The organism is Micromonospora haikouensis, assembly GCF_900091595.1.
GTDB classification, from domain to species: Bacteria; Actinomycetota; Actinomycetes; order Mycobacteriales; family Micromonosporaceae; genus Micromonospora; species Micromonospora haikouensis.
In genome coordinates, this window is sequence record NZ_FMCW01000025.1 from 39,464 (window position 1) to 58,737 (window position 19,274).

12 protein-coding genes are annotated in these 19,274 nt (G+C 73.1%); 10 read left to right on the forward strand and 2 right to left on the reverse strand.

The window, feature by feature from the left end; all coding sequences use genetic code 11:
• Positions 1–80: 80 nt before the first annotated feature.
• Positions 81–905 carry a siderophore-interacting protein gene (locus GA0070558_RS23770; RefSeq protein WP_176734345.1) on the reverse strand — a complete coding sequence of 275 codons (825 nt, stop codon included), beginning with the start codon at positions 903–905 and terminating at the stop codon, positions 81–83.
• A gap of 382 nt (positions 906–1,287) precedes the next feature.
• Between GA0070558_RS23770 and GA0070558_RS23775 the strand changes: the two genes are divergently transcribed.
• From GA0070558_RS23775 to asnB (GA0070558_RS23810), 8 genes are read left to right on the forward strand one after another with little or no spacing between them, the layout of a single operon-like run.
• The gene (locus GA0070558_RS23775; RefSeq protein ID WP_218107071.1) at positions 1,288–3,591 is read left to right on the forward strand and encodes a penicillin acylase family protein; all 2,304 of its coding nucleotides are present in this window, start codon (positions 1,288–1,290) and stop codon (positions 3,589–3,591) included.
• A gap of 10 nt (positions 3,592–3,601) precedes the next feature.
• Positions 3,602–5,461, forward strand: coding sequence for an ABC transporter ATP-binding protein (locus GA0070558_RS23780; protein WP_091283729.1), 1,860 nt, complete (start codon positions 3,602–3,604; stop codon positions 5,459–5,461).
• A gap of 55 nt (positions 5,462–5,516) precedes the next feature.
• Positions 5,517–7,022: a class I adenylate-forming enzyme family protein gene (locus GA0070558_RS23785; RefSeq protein ID WP_176734346.1), complete on the forward strand. Its 1,506-nt coding sequence runs from the start codon at positions 5,517–5,519 to the stop codon at positions 7,020–7,022.
• Positions 7,019–8,296 carry a phosphopantetheine-binding protein gene (locus GA0070558_RS23790; protein WP_091283734.1) on the forward strand — a complete coding sequence of 426 codons (1,278 nt, stop codon included), beginning with the start codon at positions 7,019–7,021 and terminating at the stop codon, positions 8,294–8,296. The genes GA0070558_RS23785 and GA0070558_RS23790 overlap by 4 nt, the downstream gene beginning before the upstream one ends.
• A complete protein-coding gene (locus GA0070558_RS23795) occupies positions 8,289–10,178 on the forward strand; it encodes a condensation domain-containing protein (RefSeq protein WP_091283737.1) in 1,890 nt (629 codons plus the stop codon). Before GA0070558_RS23790 ends, GA0070558_RS23795 begins: the two co-directional genes overlap by 8 nt.
• Positions 10,168–11,793, forward strand: a complete 1,626-nt coding sequence (locus tag GA0070558_RS23800; RefSeq protein ID WP_091283740.1) for a non-ribosomal peptide synthetase — start codon at positions 10,168–10,170, stop codon at positions 11,791–11,793. Before GA0070558_RS23795 ends, GA0070558_RS23800 begins: the two co-directional genes overlap by 11 nt.
• Positions 11,790–12,596, forward strand: a complete 807-nt coding sequence (locus GA0070558_RS23805) for a thioesterase domain-containing protein (protein ID WP_091283742.1) — start codon at positions 11,790–11,792, stop codon at positions 12,594–12,596. Before GA0070558_RS23800 ends, GA0070558_RS23805 begins: the two co-directional genes overlap by 4 nt.
• 14 nt (positions 12,597–12,610) lie before the next feature.
• Positions 12,611–14,455, forward strand: coding sequence for an asparagine synthase (glutamine-hydrolyzing) (asnB, locus tag GA0070558_RS23810; protein ID WP_091283744.1), 1,845 nt, complete (start codon positions 12,611–12,613; stop codon positions 14,453–14,455).
• Here asnB (GA0070558_RS23810) and GA0070558_RS23815 read toward each other — a convergent pair.
• Positions 14,434–15,537, reverse strand: a complete 1,104-nt coding sequence (locus GA0070558_RS23815) for an LLM class flavin-dependent oxidoreductase (RefSeq protein WP_176734347.1) — start codon at positions 15,535–15,537, stop codon at positions 14,434–14,436. The genes asnB (GA0070558_RS23810) and GA0070558_RS23815 overlap by 22 nt on opposite strands.
• A 110-nt stretch (positions 15,538–15,647) precedes the next feature.
• On the opposite strand from GA0070558_RS23815, the gene GA0070558_RS23820 reads away from it, so the two are divergent.
• Together GA0070558_RS23820 and asnB (GA0070558_RS23825) are read left to right on the forward strand one after the other, a co-directional pair.
• Positions 15,648–17,210, forward strand: a complete 1,563-nt coding sequence (locus GA0070558_RS23820) for an amino acid adenylation domain-containing protein (protein ID WP_176734348.1) — start codon at positions 15,648–15,650, stop codon at positions 17,208–17,210.
• Between the two features lie 14 nt (positions 17,211–17,224).
• Positions 17,225–19,084, forward strand: a complete 1,860-nt coding sequence (asnB, locus tag GA0070558_RS23825; protein ID WP_500862223.1) for an asparagine synthase (glutamine-hydrolyzing) — start codon at positions 17,225–17,227, stop codon at positions 19,082–19,084.
• Positions 19,085–19,274 lie beyond the last annotated feature (190 nt).

A 19,274-nucleotide genomic window follows, 5' to 3' on the forward strand; every position in this document is an offset into this window, starting at 1 on the left:
GGCGCAGCGGTTCCGGCCGCCCGGCTCCACCACGGCGACGACGACGCCGGCTCCCTGCCTGCTGCCCTGCCCGCCGAAGGTCAATGGCTCTTTGGTGCCTTCCAGTATCCGCAGAACATGATGTGCTCCTTGGGTATCCCGGCCGCGATCCAGTGCCGGCGCAGCGCCGTTGGCAGTGTCTGCTCGCCGACGGTCCACGCGTATGCGTCCGGCGGCGGGGCCGGTAGCGCCTGTGCTGCGGCGAGCGCGGCCCGACCGGGCAGCGCCTGCGGGTCCTCCCGGGCGAGCCAGATGACCTCGACTCCGGCTGGCGCATCGAGTTCCTGGCGGTCCGCATCGGACGGGATCTCCACCACGGCCTGACCCTGCACGTGTGGCGCCAGTGAGGCGAGAATGCCGGCCGTAGCCGCCAGGCCGGTCTCGTCGGCGACCAACAGCACCCGGTCGGTGCCGCCCGGGGGGTTGAACATGATGCCCTCGTCGAGGATCGCGACGCGGTCGCCGACACGGCACCGGTCGGCCCAGGTCGCTGCCGGACCGGCGGTACCGTCGTCGGTGCTGCCGTGGATGACGAAGTCCACGTCGATTTCCGGCCCCTTCGGGCGGTAGGCACGCACGGTGTAGTTGCGTAGTACCGGGCGCGACGCCTTGGGGATGGTCAGGAATCGCAGGTACGACAGGGCGTCGAGCTTGGCCGGCAGGCGCTCAAGCGAGTCGTCGGCGACCGGGAGAAACAGCCGGAACCACTGGTCAAAGCCCATGTACCGGAATCGCTCGATGTCGCCGCCACTGAAGGTGATCCGGACAAAATGGGCGGACAGTCGTTCGCGGCGGACGACCTGGATCGTGAGCGGCTCCACCGCTTCGGGCTTGAGTCGAGCCTGCTTCATGTTCGTGCGCGCCATGGTAAAAGGTTAGGCTAACCTAATTCGGCGGTCAATCGCCGGGGGGCGGCGACCTGGCCGAGTGGCTGGGCGGGTCCCGCCAGGGCTGTCTCAGCCAAGCATTTGCATCCATGGGTCTATCCGGGGGCGTCGAAGCGTGCGAATATCATCGATGCCTCGGCCCGGGCGCTCTCCGAACCCGTGTCGCTTCCCAAGTCGCCGATGAGCTGGCCGGTGTCCGGCAGAAGGGCAAGTGAGCATGAGCAGCGCCGGTAGCCCGTCGGCCAGCGGCCGAAACCTGCTGGCCGCCGTCGTGGTCGCCGTCACGGTGGCGACCGTCGTGCCCGCCACTGCCTCACGGGCGGTCGCCGCCGGAACCCGAGGCGGCCGTCCGCAGGCCCTGGTGCAGTACACCGAGTACGGCATCCCGCACATCTCGGCTACCTCGTACACCGGCCTCGGCCTCGGCTACGGATACGCCTCGGCCAAGGACAATGTCTGTCTCCTCGCCGACATCTATCTGACCGTACGTGCCGAGCGGGCCCGGTACCTCGGCCCGGACGCGCCAGCGTCGGGCCTGGTCACCGCTGCCAACAGTCTTGACAGCGACCTGTACTTCGCGCGGACCAACGCCAGCGGCGTCGTCGAACGGCTGATCCGCGCTCCGGCGCCGCATGGGCCACATCCCGAGGTCGTCGACCTTGTCCGTGGATACGTCAGCGGCTACAACCGTTATCTGCGCCAGACCGGCGTCGGCGGTATCACCGATCCGGCCTGTCGCGGGGCCGAGTGGGTACGGCCCATCACCGACCTGGATGTGTACCGCCACCTCTACGCACTAGCCACGATGAGCGGGACCGGCAGCCTCGTCACCGACATCGTGACGGCCGCGCCACCGGCCGGCGCCACTGCCGCGCCTGCCCTGATCGATCCCGCCGCCACCGCGCGCCAGATCACCGCGGCGGTCGAAGCGCGGCGCACGGGCCAGGAACTCGGCAGCAACGCCATCGCCGTCGGCGACCAGGGAAGTCGCGGAGCACGCGGCGCCCTGCTCGGCAACCCGCACTTCCCCTGGCAGGGCGCACGCCGGTTCTGGCAGAGCCACCTCACCATTCCCGGACGGCTCGACGTCTCGGGGGCGAGCCTGCTCGGCCTGCCCATGGTGCTCATCGGCCACAACCGGCACGTGGCGTGGAGCCACACCGTCTCGACGGCCGCGACGATCGGGCTCTTCGAGATGCCGACCACCCCGGGGCGCCCCACCGAGTACGTTGTGGACGGGGCCGCCGAAGCGATGACCACCCGGGCGGTCAGCGTCGAGGTCAGGCAGCCGGACGGCACGCTGCGGACGGTCGGGCGGACCTTCTATGAGACCCGCTACGGACCGGTGGTCACCAGCGCGTACGGTACCCCGCTGCCCTGGGGAACCACCGTGCACGCGGTACGCGACGCCAACGCCACCAATGTGCGCCTGCTGAACACCTGGCTCGGCATCGCGACCTCGCGGGACACCGCCGGCATCGCGCGGGCGCTGGCGGCCAACCAGGGAGCGCCCTGGGTCAACACCGTCGCCGCCGACCGCGACGGCCGCACTCTCTACGCCGACTACCAGGCCGTCCCGCACGTGACCGACGAGCAGGCGCTCAGTTGCGGTACCCCGCTCGGACGCCAGATGTTCCCGCTTGCCGGCATCTCGGTACTCGACGGCTCACGGGGCGACTGCGCGTGGGGCACCGACGCGGACGCGGTCGAACCCGGGATTTTCGGCACCGCCCGGCTGCCCAGCCTCGTTCGGCGCGACTACGTTGCCAACTTCAACGACAGCCCGTGGCTGACCAACGCGCGGGCACCGCTGACCGGATATCCGCGTGGGGTGGGCGACGTCGGTACCCGGCGCTCCTTCCGCACCCAGGAGGGGGTTCTGTCGGTCGAGGCCCGGATCGACGGTACCGACGGCCTGGCCGGTCGCGGGCACTCGCTGGAGACGCTGGCCGGAGCCTTCTACGGCAACCACGGTCGGGTCGCCGACCTGGCCCGCGACGGCATCGCCCGGATGTGCGCGGCGTTCCCGGGCGGGAAGGCGCCGGTCAGCGGTGGTGGCCTGGTCGATGTCGGCGACGGCTGCGCGGCACTGTCCGCCTGGGACGGGTCGTTCCGCCTCGACAGCCGTGGCGCACTGCTGTTCAGTTGGTTCATCTCGCTCGCCGGGCGGGTACCCGGCGGGTACTGGCAGCAGCCGTTCGACCCCGCCGCGCCGCTCACCACTCCGCACACGCTCGCCGCCGACCGGGTGGAGGTGCAACGCGCGTTCGGCGACGCCGCGCTGCGACTGGAGGCTGCGGGCATTCCCCTCGACGCCCCGCTCGGTGATCACCAGAGCGTGACCCGGTCCGGTACGACGATCCCGGTACACGGAGCCGGGCCGCACGTCGGCCTGCTCAACGTCGTGCAGCCTGTCTGGGATGCCACGCGCGGCAACGTCGAGGTTTCGTCCGGGTCGAGCTTCGTGCAGGTGGTCGAGTTCCGCGCGGGAAGCGGGCCCCGGGTGAGAACGGTACTGACCTACTCACAGTCGGCCGACCCGACCTCGCCGCACTACGCGGACCAGACCCTGCTGTACTCGGCGAGCCAGTGGGTCACCGGCCGCTTCACCGCCCAGGAGATCAGGTCCTCACCCGCCTGGCGGGCCGAGGTCGTGACCGGTTAGCGGGGCGGACATGGCGGAGAATGGCATCGGTTGGGCGGCTCTCGGCTCACTGGCCGGCAACGGGCCGGCGGCCCGCGGACCGGCCCCCGGAACACTGCGCCGAATTCTCCGTTACGCCCACCCGTACCGTGGCGGGCTACTCGCTCTCTGCCTGCTCGTGCTGGCCGGGTCGGCGGCGATCGTGGCCACTCCGCTGCTGCTGCAGGCGATCGTCGAGGTGGGCATCGCCCGCCGGGACACGGACACGGTGGTCCTGCTCGCCGGACTCGCCGCGGCCGTCGCGGTGGGAGAGGGACTGCTCAGCTACGCCCAACGGATGGTGTCCGCCCGGATCGGCGAGTCGATCATCTACGATCTGCGGACCGAACTCGTCCGGCACATCCAGCGCATGTCGCTGACCTTCTTCACCCAGGTGCACACCGGCGCGCTGGTGTCCCGACTCAACACCGACGTCATCGGCGCGCAGCGGGCGCTCACCTCGACCCTGGCCGGTCTGCTGGCCAACGTGGTCGCGGTCGTCTCGGTGGTGGCCACCATGTTCGTGGTCTCCTGGCCGGTCGCGGTGATCGCCGTGCTGCTGCTGCCCGCCTTCTTTCTGATCGGGCGGGTGGCGGCCCGTGGCCTGCGCTCCGTCGCCCGGGCCCAGATGGGCGTCAACGCCGACCTGGCGGCCACGGCGGTGGAGCGGTTCAGCGCGGCCGGGGCGATGCTGGTCATGCTCTACGGCCGCGACGACGACGAGGCCGGCGCGTTCGCGCGGCACGCCGGCCGGGCCCGGGACCTCGGTATCGTCTCGGTCCGTCGGGGACAGCTACTGATGGTCACCCTCACCGGCGCCGCCGCGATCGCCACCGCCGCCGTCTACGGCGTCGGCGGGGCACTGGTGGCCGGGGGGGCTATGCAACTCGGGGCGCTCATCGCGCTCGTCGCCCTGATCGGCCGGCTCTACGGCCCGGTTGCCGGGCTGGTCAACGTGCATGTGGACGTGATGAATGCGATGGTCAGCTTCGAACGCGTCTTCGCCGTCCTCGACCTGAAGCCGCCGGTCCTCGATTCGGGCCGGCGGGGACCGATCGAACCGGCCGTCCCGCCGCGGGTCAGCTTCGATCAGGTCAGCTTCGCCTACCCCACGACCGACCAGCTCACCGCCGCTGGTTTGGACGAGGTACGGCTGCCCGGCCGACGCGGCGGCACCGGCGTGCTGCACGGAGTGTCGTTCGAGCTGCGGCCCGGTACGGTCACCGCGCTCGTCGGGCCCTCCGGGGCGGGCAAGACCACCATCGGGCACCTGCTGGCCCGCCTGTACGACCCGGACAGCGGTGCGGTCCGGATCAACGACGTCGACCTGAGGGAGTACCGCCTCGGGGCGGTGCGTGAGGCCGTGGGCGTGGTCAGCCAGGAGACGTTCCTGTTCCACGACACCATCCGGGCCAACCTGCACTACGCCCGTCCGGACGCCGCCGAGGCCGACCTCGAGCGTGCCCTTGAGGCCGCGCAACTCTTGGAGTTCGTCCGGGGTCTGCCACTCGGGCTCGACACCGTGGTCGGGGACCGGGGACAGCGGCTCTCCGGGGGCGAACGGCAACGGCTCGCCCTGGCCCGGCTGTTCCTCAAGAGCCCGGCGATCGTGGTCCTGGACGAGGCGACCGCCCACCTCGACGGGGTGTCGGAGCGGCTGGTCCAGGAAGCGTTACGTGAGATCCTGCGCGGCCGTACCGCCCTGGTCATGGCGCACCGGTTGTCGACCATCCGATCCGCCGACGCGATCGTGGTGCTCGCCGACGGCCTGATCGTCGAGGAAGGCGGCCACGAGGCGCTGCTCGCCCGCCAAGGGCTGTACGCATCCCTGTACCTGAGCCCCGGGGGGTGAGGGGGCAACCCCGACCCGCCGGCAACCCGGATCCACCGTGGTGAGGAGATCGGCCTTGAGTATCCCGACCACCACCCGCGCCGACCTCGTCGGGCGGATCGCGGAGTTGGCCCGGACCTGTCCGGACACCGTTGCGTTCGCGGTCGCCGCGCCCGACGGTCGCCTGGAGTCGCTGACCTACGCGGAACTGTTCGCGACCAGCTGTCGTTTCCGAGACCACCTGCGCGAGCTTGGCGCCGGTCCCGAGATGCTGGTCGTCCTGGACCTCGACAACGAGCCGCTCTACCTGAGCTACCTGTTCGGCACGTGGATGCACGGCGGCGCGGTGCTGCCTGTCAGCACGACCCTGCCGGCCCCGGACAAGCGGTCACTGCTCGGTCTGGTCGAGACAGCGATCGGCCCGACCCTGGTCGTGGACGCGGCCGCCAGCGCGGGCCTGCGAGAGTCGTTGCGGACCGGGCCGGTCACCCCGCCCGGAGAGTCGCCGGGCGACGGCGAAGGCGCGACGCCGTACCTCTACCTCACCTCGGGCGGGTCCACCGGCCTGCCGAAGGTGGTGTCGTACACCTTTCGAGGTGTGGGCCGGTCGAGTTCGCCGCACGCGACCGGCGGGCGTGAACCCGTCGGCCTGGACGGTACCCGCCTGGTCTGCGGCGACCTGCACAGCACCGGCAAGCTGACGCTGGCGTTGCACGTCGTGCTGACCGGCTGCCGGGTCGTCACCATGCGGGACTTCGCGGTGGACACGGTCACCGCCGTCCTACGGGAGCAGACCGTCTACTCCTTGTGTCTGTCGCCGTTCCACATGGGCCGGATTCTCGTGCATCCCGACCTGGACACGGCGGCCTACCGCCGCCTCGGCCGGGTGTCGCACGGCGGAACCCATTGCCCGCAATGGGTCAAGCGCGGCTGGATCGGGCTGGTCGGGGCAAAACGCGTGCACGAGGTGTACTCCAGCAGCGAGGTCGGCGGATCGGCCCGACCGATCATGTGCGATGGACAGGAGTGGCTGCGCCGGCCGGGTACTGTCGGCCTGGGCCAGGGCATCCGGATCCTCGACGAGCAGGGGGCCGACGTGAAGCCCGGCACCATCGGCGAGGTGTTCGTGGCCCAGACCACCGGCCGGGCGAACTACTACGTCGGCAGCAGCGAACTGCGTGCCGCCGCCGACGACCCGACCTATGTGAGCGTCGCCGACCTGGGCTGGCTGGACGAGGACGGCTACCTGTTCATCGCCGACCGGCTGTCGGAGACACTGCGGATCGACGGGCAGACCGTGTACCCGTCCATGGTCGAGGAGGCCATCGGCGAGCACCCGCTGGTCGCCGACGTCGCGGTGGTCGGGGTGGTCGACGGCACCGGGCAGCTTCGGCTGCACGCCGTGGTCGAGCCGGTGCCTGGCGCCGCCGGACGCCTCGACGCGACGGCCGTGCTCGACCACTGCCGGCAACGGTTGGACGAGGTGCGCTTCCCACGAGTCGTGCAGTTCACCGAACGGCTGCCGCGTACCCGGGAGGGCAAGATGCGCCGGTCCGTCGTCCGCGAGATCGCCGCCAGATGAGCGCACCGGCCCGCCTGGCGGACATCCTGCGCGAGACGCTGGAAATCGACGACGCGGACTTCGGTCGACCGTTCCTGGACGTCGGCGGGAACTCGCTGCGGGCCGCGCTCGTCGTCGACGCTGCCGAGTCCGCCGGCATCGACATCGGCATCGACCAGCTCTACCGGGCGCCGACGCTGTGGGCGGTGGTCGAGGCCGTCCGCGGACCGGGCGATCGCGGCTCCGACGCGCTCGCGTTGACGCGGACCCAGCGCGCGGTGCTGGACCGCACCCCGACCGCCCGGTGGCGACTCGCCGTGCTGCGCCCCGCCGGTGCCGACTGGAACGACCAGATCCTGGAGGTCGCCGCCCGGGGCGTACTTGGCCGTTACGACGCGCTGCGGGTGCGGCTCACCACCGACGGCCTCGGACAGCGCGTCACCGACCTGCCAGTGGCCGAGGACGTGCTGGCCCGGGTCCACGTCGAGAGCCGACCGAACGGGTGGGACCTGCGCCGGCTGCTGCCCGACCCGGGCGACGTACGCGCCGTGCCGCTGACCCACTTCGTCCTGCTCGACCACGACGGCCCGGACCGTCCGTGGTTGCTGGTCGGGGTGCACCCGGTGCTCTGCGACGCGGCGTCCTTCGACCGGGTGGTCCGGGCGCTGCGCACGACGGTCGCCGTCGTGCTCGACGGCGAGCCGGTCCTGGGGGAGCCCGCCCGGCCGACCTGGCGTGACTGGTGCCGGCACGAGAACCTGGCTCCCGGCCCGGCACCCGCCACGGCCATGCCGATGGGCCCGGGGCCGGGCGCCGCGGTCTGGCGTGCCGTCGGTACGGTGCTGACCGACAGCCATGCCGTACCCGAACTCGACCTGCCGGTCGACGATCCGGCGGAGGACGACCGGTCCCACGGCGCGTTGGGCCTGCCCCCGCAGGCCGAGCCGGTCGGCTGTTACACGGCCGGGCCGGCCCGCCGCTTCGTCGCCGGCCGGCGGGCAGGCGCGCCGGACGCACCGCCCGGGCCCGTGCCCGAGATCAGGATTCGACGGCGGGCCGGAGACCGGGTCGTCACGCCGCCCGGTACCGCGGCGGGACTGCTGCTCGACGTACGTTCGGCCTCCGACACGTTGGACCTGACCTGGTACGTCGACCCGCGGCGGCACGACGTCGCGGCCGTGGCCACCACGGCGGGCCGGGTGACGGGTGCGCTGGCGCGGCTCGACCCTGGGCTCACCGTCGCCGCCCGGGTGCTGCCGACCGGCGTGGACTGGGCGGGGGCCGGCGATGAGTGAGGCCGCGCGGCCGCTCAGCCGCAGCCAGTTTTTCTGGATCTTCCAGATGCTCGAGGCGCCACCGGCGCAGCGGCACCAGTACGTGACGACCCGACTGGTCGCGCTGCCGCCCGGCCGCCGTACTGCGGACGTCACCGCCGCCGTGCGGGAGGTGGTGGCCCGCCACGGCGTTCTGCGGACCAGAATCGCGCACCGCCCCGGCTCGGGCATGACAGGCGTCGTGGACCCGGCGACCGACATGGACGTGCCGGTGCGGCGATTGGAGGACTGTGGTTACGTCGGCGTCACCGGCCTGGTCGACGACCTCAGCCACCGGGCCGCCGACATCGAGGGATGCTGGCCGATTCAGGCGAGCGTGCTCACCCTCGACGACCAGCCGAGGTACCTGGCCGTCGCCATCCACCGGCACGCCGCCGACCAGGAGGCGTTGGCGGTGCTGGAGGGTGAGTTCGGCCACCTGCTCGGTGCCCGGCATGGCGACACCGGGCCGGTGCTGCCCGCCGCCGGCACCGCCGAGGAGCGTCTGGCCCACGAAGCGGACCCTGCACGCGGTACACAGCGGCGGCAGGCCCGCGAGCATTGGGCCAGGCTGCTGCGCGGCGCGCCGACGGTGTCCTTTCCCTACCATGCCGAGCCCGGTGGCTCCGGAACGGTACGGACGCTGACCCTGACCTCGCCGGCACTGGGGCTGGTCCTGCCCACGGTCGCCCGTCGGTGCGGGCAGGCCGCGTCCGCCGTGGTGCTGACCGTGGCCAGCATGGTGCTGCGCTGCTACACCGGATCGTCCATCCGCTGGTCCCTGGTGGCGGACAAGGGGGCACGGCCGGGTGCCGGCCCCGTTGTCGAGACCCGGCTGCAACCGGTCGTCGTCGACGTCGACCTGCCGCTCGGCGCGCCGTTTCCCGCCGCCGTCGCGGTCACGGCCTCGGCCATGCTGACGGCGCAACGTTTCGCCGACTACGACTACTGCGAGTTTCTCGACGACCGGGCCGCGCTCTGGGGGAGCCGGGGCGGGGTCACCCAGGTCGACGCGTACTACCACGCCATGACGGTCGCGGCGGGCGACGGGTACACCGGCCGTGTCCGGCGGGTGTCGGCCGGTGTCCGGGCCCGTACCACCATCGAGTGGGGAGCAGTGGAGAGCGCCAAACGGGGCCTGGAACTCTCCGCCGCGGACTCCGCCGACGGTTGCGTGCTCGCCCTGCTGGCCGAACGCCGGGTGTTGGACGACGCGGCGATGCTGACCGTGCTCAGGAGGGTCGAGTCACTGCTGTGCGACGTCGCCGCCGGTGCCGACCCGACCATTGACGAGGTCGCGGCTGGTCTGCCCGGCGACTGGCCACGGCCCCCGGAAGGCTGTTTCGCCCGCGCGGGTGTGTGGGCCGACCCGGATCTGATGCGCGAGTTGTGGCTGACCGATCCGCGGGTGCGTACGGCGCACGTCGGCCCGGCCGGCGACGGCACCCCCCGTCTGGTGGCCAGTCTGGAGGTGACCGCGGACCTGCCCGATCCACTGCGTCCACTGCTGCCGTACTGGGACCATCCGGGCGTGGTCCGGCCGGACGAGGTGGTTGTCCACCGGTTACCGCCCGACGCGTCGGCCGCCGCACCTCCCGAACCGGTGCGACGGCCGCAGGTCGTGGCTCTGCTGGCGGCCGTGCGGCAGGTGACGGCCGATCCAGCGGTAGGGCCGGAGGCCAGCTTCCGGGACCAGGGCGGCCGAGCCGCCCTGGTGCCGAGCATCCAGCGTTGCCTCGAACTGGCCGGGTGGACCGGGCTGCGGGGCCGGGCGCTGCTCGGACCGCAGCCACTGGAACAGCTCGCCGGCGCGCTGGAAGCCCTGCCGGCGGCACACCACCGGGAGCCCCTCGATGCGCGTTGAACCAGCCTTGTTCGACGACCTCCTCGACCCGGTCGGCGCCTGGGGCACGCGCGAGCCGGACCGCGTCGCCGTGACCACGCGGGGCGGCTCGCTCCGGTACGCCGCCCTCGCGGCGGCCGCCGGGAAGCTGGCCGCCACGTTGGCCCCGTCCGCCCGCAACGACGATCCTCACCGAACGGTCGCGCTGTGTGTACGTCCCGACGGGACCCTGCCGGTGGCGCTGCTCGCCGCGCTGGCCGCCGGTGTGGAGCCGCTCGTCGTCGACTCCTCCTGGCCGCTGCCGGCCGTCGCCGGCCTGGCCCGCCTGACGGGCGTCGGCATGGTGGTGGCCGCCGCCGATGACCTGTGCCGTTGGAGCGGGCTCGGTGCCGGACCGGTGCTCCCGGTGCCGGTGCGTGGCCCGCGTGCCCACCTCGCCGGAACCGGCGCCACGGCACCGGGCGGATACGTCTCCTGCCCGGTGTGGGCCACCGATCCGGCGGCGGTGCACCGGCTCAGCCGCGCGGTCCTCACCCGCTCGGTGGCGACCGTCGTCGCCGATACCGGGATCGGCCCGACGGACACCGTGCTCTACCGGGGCGGCGCGACGTGCGGTGTCGCGCCGCTGCGTATGCTGCCCGCGCTGGCGGCCGGCGCCCGGCTGGTCCTGGCCGGCAGGGACGAACGACAGCACCTGGTGTTCGCGCTGGAGGCGGTACGGCGCGAAGCCGCGACGGTCGTCGAGTTGACCGCAACCGAGGTCCGTCTCCTGCTTGGCGCCGGCGACCGGCTGGCGTACCTGCTTCTGGCTGCGCGGGAGACCCTCCGCGTCGTCTGGCTCGTCGCGGGAACCCTCGACAGCCAGGACGAGGAGACGCTGCGGCGCCTGCTCGGCGTGCGGGTCGCGCACACCGACGGCACCACCGGGCTGGGCCCGTCGCCGAACGCTGAACGCGTGCCAGAACCCGGCCGCGTCGGGCCGGAGTCCGGCCCACCCGCTGCACCGCCGGACCATCTCGTGCCGGCCCCGGAACAGCGCGTGCCGAATGCTGGTGCCATCGGTCGGCCGGGCGTGGCGGGGACGGTCCTGATCGCCGGGGTTCCCGGCGACCCGGCCGCGATCGAGCGGACCATCGCCGGGCATCCGGCCGTCGCGCATGCGCAGCTGAGCCTTGCCGGTCCGGCGGGCCTGACCGCGCGGGTCCGGCTGGCCGACCCGGATCCCGTCGATCCGTTCGACACCATGGTGCTCGTCGAGTGGCTGGAGTCGATGCTGCCGCCCGAGCTCGTGCCCCGGACGGTCGTGGTCGACGGCATCGCGCCCGATCCGGTCGGGCCGGACCCGGAGATCCTGCGCGCCTGGTTGCCGCGCGTCCGCGACATCGTCGCGACCGTGTTGGAGGGGGTGCGGGTCGAACCGACGGACAACTTCTTCGCCCTGGGCGGCAACTCGTTGCGCACCGCGCTGCTGGTCGATCAGATCAACGACGACCTGGGCGTCGAGCTGTCGATCGGCGCGGTGATGGAAAGTCCGACGGTCGCCGACCTGGCCGCGCTGGTGGCCGCTGCCGCCGGCGCGGCCCCGCCCCGGCCGGCTGAGGCCGCCCAGCCCACCCAGAGAGGGGACGGCACGTGAGACCACAGCCGCCGCAGACCCGGGCGCTGGCCGTCAAGCTCAACACGGTCGGCGGCGCCCGCACCGCCGTCTTCTACCCGGGCATCGACGGCGGGGTGGACGTCGCCACCCACTTCAGCGCCCGGATGCCCGACTGGACCGTGTACGGCATCCTGACCGCGCCCGCGGTCCCGGCCGGCGACTCCATCCCGGGCATGGCGGCCCGCGGGCTGGCGGCCCTGGCCCGCAAGGGGCGGCCCGTCCCCGACTGCGTGGTCGGATTCTCCTTCGGCTGCTTCGTCGCGCTCGAGGCGGCCCAACAGCTACGGGCGGCCGGCACGCCCGCGCCGTGCCTGGTTCTGATCGACGCGCTGGTCCGGCTCGGGTCGCAGGAGGTGCCGCCCGCCGTCGAGTCGGTCTGGCAGTTCGCCCGCGCCGCGGGGCTGGTCAGTGAGCTGGCCGAGTTCGCCTCCTGGGACGTGCCGACCAGGATTGCCGCCATCATCCGGGACTGCGGCCGAACGCTGCGCGGCCTGGACCAGGAAACCGGCCGGCGGCTCTACGACAACATCGAACGCGGCACCGAGGCGCTGACCGGATACCGGGTGTCCGCGTACCCGGAGGCGGCCGGAGTGGTCGTCGCCAGCGGCTCCACGCTGACCCGGCCTGATCCGGCGTTGTGGCGAGGGGTGTTCACCGGCCGGTTCGAGCTGGCCGTCGTCCCCGGCACGCACATCGAGCTGATGTCACCGGAGCGGGCCGAGGAGGTCGCCGACGCCGTACGCACGCTGGCGGACGGGTCGAGCCGTCCCAGCGGCGACTGACCGGGCCGGTCGCGGTGTGTGGGATCGCCGGTTGGGTGGCCTTCGGGCCGGATCTGCGCCAGTACCGGGAGACGGTGGCGGCCATGACCGCGGCGCTGGCGCACCGGGGGCCGGACGACCACGGGATCTGGTGCGACCGGCGGGCCGCGATCGGTCACTGCCGGCTGGCGGTGGTGGATCCGGTCGGCGGCGTCCAGCCGATGGTGGAGCGGTTCGCCGAGGGGCCGGTCGTGCTCGGGTACGGCGGTGAGGTCTACAACCACCGGAGTCTGCGCGACGAACTCCGCCGGCGAGGTCACCGCTTCCGCAGCAGCGGCGACACCGAGGTGGTGCTCCGGGCGTACCTGGAGTGGGGCGATGCCTTCGTCAGCCGGCTGACCGGCATGTTCGCTGTGGCGCTGTGGGACGGCCGACGGGACCGCCTGCTGCTGGCCCGGGACCGGCTCGGCGTGAAGCCGCTGTACTACCGGGTCACCGACGACGGGGTGCTGTTCGGTTCGGAGCCCAAGGCCCTGCTCGCCCACCCGCTGGTCAGGGCGGTGCTCGACAGCGACGCCCTGCGCGAGTTGGCCGGGCTGACCTGCACCCCGGGCTACTGTCTGTGGCGGGGCATGCGCGCCCTGCGGCCGGGGCACCTGCTGGTGGTGGACCGCGCAGGTGCGGTCGAGCACGCGTACTGGGGGCTGACCGCGACCGGTTACGACGACGACCCCCGGCTGGCCGCCGCGACGGTACGGGAACTGCTGGCCGACATCGTCGTGGCGCACCTGGACGCCGACGTGCCCGTCGGGCTTCTGCTCTCCGGCGGTCTGGACTCTACCGCCCTGACCGCGCTGGCCGCCGCGCACGCACCCGACCACCGACCGGCCACGTTCTCGCTCACCCTGACCAGCCCGTCCGGCGAGGGTGCCGGGCACGGCGAGCCGGACGTCGACCAGCCGTACGTGGAGCGGGTGGTGGCCGCGGTGGGCAGCGACCACCGGACCGTGCCGGTGGACCCGGTCTCCGCCGTCGCGCCGGCTGTCCGGGCGGCCACCGTGACCGCCCGCGACGCACCCGCCGGGATGGTGAACCTGGACGGATCCCTGTACCTGTTCCTGCGGGACGTGCGCCGGCATCGCACCGTGGTGCTCTCCGGTGAGGGGGCCGACGAGGTGTTCGGCGGCTACCACTGGTTCCACGACCCGGTTGCCCGGGAGGCGGCGACGTTCCCGTGGCTTGCCCCGCCGTCGTCGCGGGGTGACCCGGTGGCGGCCGCTGCGACGGGCCGGGCGCCGTTGGCGGCCGGGTTCAGCGCCGAGCTGGACCTGTGGTCGTACGTCGACGCGCGGTACCGCGAGGCCCTGACCGAGGTGCCGGCCGGGGGCACCGGCGGGGCGACCGAACGGCGGCTCAGGGAGATCGGGTACCTGCATCTGACCCGGTTGCTGCCGGCGCTGCTGGAGCGCAAGGACCGCATCGGCATGGCACACGGCCTGGAGATCCGGGTGCCGTTCTGCGACCACCGGCTGGTCGAGTACGTGTTCGGCACCCCGTGGTCGGTCCGGGTCGCGGACGGGCGGGAGAAGTCCCTGCTCCGGATGGCAACGGCTGACCTGCTGCCGGAGCCGGTCCGACGCCGGCGCAAGAGCCACTACCCGTCCATGCTCGGCCGGCGGTACCTGGCCGAGGTGCAACGGCAGGCTCGCGCGCTGGTCACGGAGGACTCTTCGGACGCGCTGCGGTTCTTCGACGGCCGGTGGCTGCGTCGATCGGTCACGGCCGACCCCGGCGACCTGGACCCGACGGCGCGCGGGATGTTGGAGTGGCTGCTGGAGGCCGCCACCTGGTTCCGGCTCTACCGGCCGGAGCTGCCGTGAGTCGGAGGCGGACCGGGATCGCCGGCGGGCGCGGCCAGGGCGGTGGCGCGGCGCAGCAGTTCCCGTGCCCAGCGGAAGTCGGTCTCGGTGGGCGCGAGGTCGAGGATGAACGCGCGCACCCCGCCGGCCAACTCCGCCGCCAGCACTGGGGCCAGGGTGTCGACACCACCGACCAGGTACGGGCAGTCCGCCCGCAGGCTGCGCATCGGTCCCGTCCAGAAGTGACCTGGCACAGCCCGTACATCGTCCGCCGAGCGGAACGCCTCGTGCCGCCAGAGCGCGTCGGTGTACCGCAACGCGGTCGCGCCGGCCTCCTCCAGACCGGGGTCGTGCGGGTACCGCTCCCGGGCCACCCGCCACGCCCGCCGGTCGTCGGCGCGGACGATGAGGCCGGCGTACACGCCGGTCCGGTCGTCGACCCGGGGCGATCGGTCCGGGGACGTCGCCGCGGACTCCGGCGGCACCCTCGGCGAGATCATGCCGACGTGGGTCGCGCCGAGCGCCTGCGCGGTCTCCCGGGCGGCCGGGGAGTGTCCGGCCACGAACGGGACCGGACGCCAGCGGGGGCCGACGGGCAGCCGCAGCCGCGCCCCGCGCAGTTGGTAGAACTCGCCGTCGACAGTGACCGGCGCGGGATCGCCGGTCAGGCGCAGCACGATTTCCGCGTGTTCGCGCAGCCGTTGGTACCGGCGGTCGTGGTCGGTGTGGTCGCCGAGGGCCAGCCGGTCCGGTGTCGAGGTGCCGGCGACGAAGTTGAGGAAGATCGGGCGCCGGTGTCGGTAGGTGAGCGACGCGGCGAGTTGGGCGACCGCGAACGGGTGGTGGTAGACGGGGTTCACCGCCACCAACGGCAGGAGCCGGTCCGACACCGTCAGCGTGTGTTGGCCCACGAACCATGGGTCCACCAGCGTGTCGTTGCCGGTGTGGGCGAGTATGCCGGTGAATCCGTACCGGTCGGCGAGCCGGACCGTCGCGTCGAGCGCGGACCATGTGTGGGCCGGGTCGTGGTTGCGCCGGCTGATGGCGAAGAACCAGGGTGGGGCGGGGGTGGACGCCGGCTCGGCGGGCGGGTCACTGGTCACGCCTCCATTGTTGGTCATCATCGCGCCCTGGTGGGTGGTCGTGGTCGCCCGGATCGCGCGACGGCGGTCCGGCCAGGGCGCGTCGTCGGTCTGGGGAGGTGCTGATGCCGGTGTCGGAGGAACCCGCGCTGTTCGGCGTGCGGTTGGCCGGGGTGGTCGCGTCGACGCCGGACGCGGTGGCGGTCGAGGACGACCGCGGTTTCGTCAGCTATGCGCAGTTGTACCGGCGTTCCGGTGAGCTGGCCCGCCGGCTCGCGGCGGCGGGCGCCGGCCCGGAACGCCGGGTCGCGGTGTGCCTGCCGCGCGGCCGTGATCTGGTGGTGGCGTTGCTGGCGGTGCTGCGCTGCGGTGCCGCGTTCGTGCCGATCGACGTGCACCATCCCGGACGCCGGCGGTGGGAGATCGTGCGGTCCAGCGGGGCCGTCGCCGTGCTGGCCGAGGAGGGGGCCGCGGCCGATCCGGGCGTGCCGACGATGCCCGTACGCTGGGCCGGGGCGTCACCGGACCGGCGTCCGCTGCCGGCGATTCATCCGGAGCAGGCGGCGTACGTCATGTACACCTCCGGCTCCACGGGCACGGCGAAGGGGGTCGTGGTCTCGCACGGCGGGTTGGCCCGGTATCTGGCCTGGGCGGCCACCCGCTACGTCCGGGGTGGACCGGCCCTCGTGTCGACCTCGCCCGCGTTCGACCTCACGGTCACCGGCCTGTTCGCGCCCCTGTTGGTGGGCGCCCGGGTCGTCCTGCTCGCCGATCCGGCGCCGACGGCGCTGGCCTCGGCGCTGACCGCCCGGAGGTGGGGGTTGGTCAAGCTGACCCCGTCGCACCTCGACGCGGTGGCGGCGGCTCTGGCCCGGCGTCCGGACGTGCGGACCTCGGTGGACGTCCTCGTGGTCGGTGGTGAGCAGCTGTTCCGTGGCCAGGCCGAGCCGTGGTGGCGGGGCACGTCGCCGACCGAGGTGATCAACGAGTACGGCCCGACCGAGGCGGTCGTGGGCTGCTGTGTGCACGGGGTGAGCACCGGCGATCCCGAGGCCGTGCCGATCGGTACCGCGCTGCCGTACGCATCCGTGACCCTGGACGGCGCCGTCGCGCCCGGCGGCCGGGCCGAGCTGCACATCGGCGGGGCGGCGTTGGCGCGGGGCTACCTGGGGCTGCCGGGTCTGACCGCGGATAGGTTTCGGCCGGACCCCGGCTCTGCGGGGGCGCGCCGGTACCGTACCGGCGACCTGGCCAGCGTCGACTCCGGTGGGCTGCTGCACTTCCACGGTCGGGTCGACCGTCAGCTCAAGATCCGGGGGCACCGGGTGGAGCCGGCCGAGGTCGAGGCGGCGTTGCGTCTGGTGCCGGGAGTCCGGGAGGCCGCGGTGTGCGGGCGGCCGGCCGCCGGACGGACGGTGCTGGTGGCGTACCTGGTCGCCGGACCGGGCGTCGGTCTCGACCGCGAGGGCGTGCGGCGGCACCTGGCTCAGCGCCTACCCGCGGCGAGCGTGCCGGCCCGGTTCGTGGTGGTGCCGGCGCTGCCGCGTACCGGCAACGGCAAGATCGACCACGCGTGGCTGGCCCGCGATCCGGAACGCGCGCTGCGCGTGGCCGCCTTGGCCCGCCTGCGTCTGGAACGGGACGCGGTGACGGCGGCCCTCCGTGGCGGGTCGTCTCCGGGCGGGCGGGCATAGCCGTGTGCGGTCTGGTGGCGGTCTGGTCGCCCGGGGCCGGGGTGGCGCTCGAGCACCTTGCTCCGATCGGGGTGTTGCGGCACCGGGGTCCGGATGGCACGGGGTGCTGGGTGGCCCCCTCCGGGCGGGCGGGGCTGGCTCAGGTCCGGCTGGCGGTGGTCGGGGTCGGCAACGGCGACCAGCCGGTGCGCAACGGGGCCGGCGACGTGCGGGCGGTGGTCAACGGGGAGTTCTACGACCATCGGCGGTGGCGGCGGGATCTGCAGGCCCGGGGACACCGGTTGCGCACCGACTCGGACAGCGAGATCGCCGTACATCTCTACGAGGAGGATCCGGCGGGATTCGTGGGCCTGCTGCGCGGCGAGTTCGCCGTGGTGCTCTGGGACGAGCGTCGGGGGCGGTTCCTGGCGGTCCGGGACCGGTTCGGCGTCAAGCCGTTGTACTACACCTGGATCGACGGGCGGCTGGTGGTGGCCTCCGAGGTCAAGGCGCTGTTCGCGGCGGGCGCGGTACCCCGTTGGGACGCCGAGTCCTTCCACGACCACCTGCACGCCTGTCTCGCGCCGGACCGGACGCTGTTCGCGGGCATCCTCCAGGTGCCGCCCGGTTGCCTGTTGCGTGCCGACGGCGACGGGGTGCGGGTCGTGCGGTACTGGGACCTCGACTACCCACCGGCTGCGGCGGTGGCCGGTCCGGCCGGCCCCGATGGTGCGGCTGCGGCCCTGGTGCGGGGCCACGTCGAGGAGGCGGTCCGGCTTCGGCTGGTGGCCGACGTGCCGGTGGGCTTCCACCTCAGCGGCGGGCTCGACTCGTCGGCGGTGGTCGGGGTCGCCGCCGAGCATGGTCCGGTGCGGACGTTCACCGTACGGTTCCCCGGTTCCGTTTTGGACGAGGGCGAGGTGGCCGGGCGGACGGCGGCGCACTGGGGGGCGGACCACCACGAGGTGAGGTTGGATCCCGCGCGGCTTGCGGCAAACTTCCCGGCGGCGGCACGCCTCGGGGAGATGCTCCAGGAGAACGGCCATGGCACCGCCCGGCTCGCGCAGAGCGCCGCGATCCGGCGGGCCGGGCTGCGGGTGGCGCTGGCGGGCGAGGGCGGTGACGAGCTCTTTCTCGGCTACCGGCACCTGCACGGCGACCTTGCCCTGGGCGCGGTCGCGGACCCCGAGGTTCGGCGGCGGTACGCCGGTGTGCTCGCCGGCGCGTCGGCCCCGCCGACGCTGCGCGGCGCCCTCGATCGGTTGGGGTTTCTGCCGGGCTGGCTGGTCGACCGGCACCTGACCACCACCTCGGCGGTCCGACCGTTGCTGCACGCGGGGCTAAGGGAGCGGTTCGCCGGGCGCGACAGCATCGCAGGAATCATCGACGCGGCCTGGCACCAGCTCGACGGGCGGGCACCGGTGCACCAGTCGCTCTACCTCTTCCTGCGGACCTGGTTCTGCAACTACATCCTGGCCGCGGAACGGCTGGACATGTCCCGTTCGGTGGAGGTGCGGCTGCCGTTGCTGGATCACCGGTTGTTCGAGGCGGTGCGGTCGCTGCCATTGGTCGAGTTCGGTCGAGGGCGGGTCAAGCAGGTGTTCCGCGACGCGATGGCTGGCTACGTCACCGAGGAGGTACGCGTGGGGGAGAAGCGCCCGTTCTTCGCCCCGCCGGATCGCCGTCCGGCCCGCGCGGCCGCCGGAATCCGGCGCTGGATCGACGCGGGCGTGCTCGACGGTGTCGAGCTGTTCGACCTGGTTGCGGTGCGGGCTCTGCTCGATCGACTGGCCGACGACGATGGTGTGGCCAGCCCGACGTCCGACCGTCTGCTGCGTCTGGTCGCCGGCGTGTGTGCGCTGCGGGTCCGGTATGACGTCGTCGGCCAGCGGTGACCGCACGGATGGTTCGCGTGATCCGACCCATTGCTCTTGCCAGCCACCGTCACTACGATTGACGTGCTTGCATGTGTCGATCATTGGGCTGGCTCGGGGTGATCTCTGATGGCTGCTGAACCTGGTCCGACGGGTTGGGCGACGAGTGTGATGCCGCCGCGATCGACCGCCTTCCCGGCCTGAGCACGCC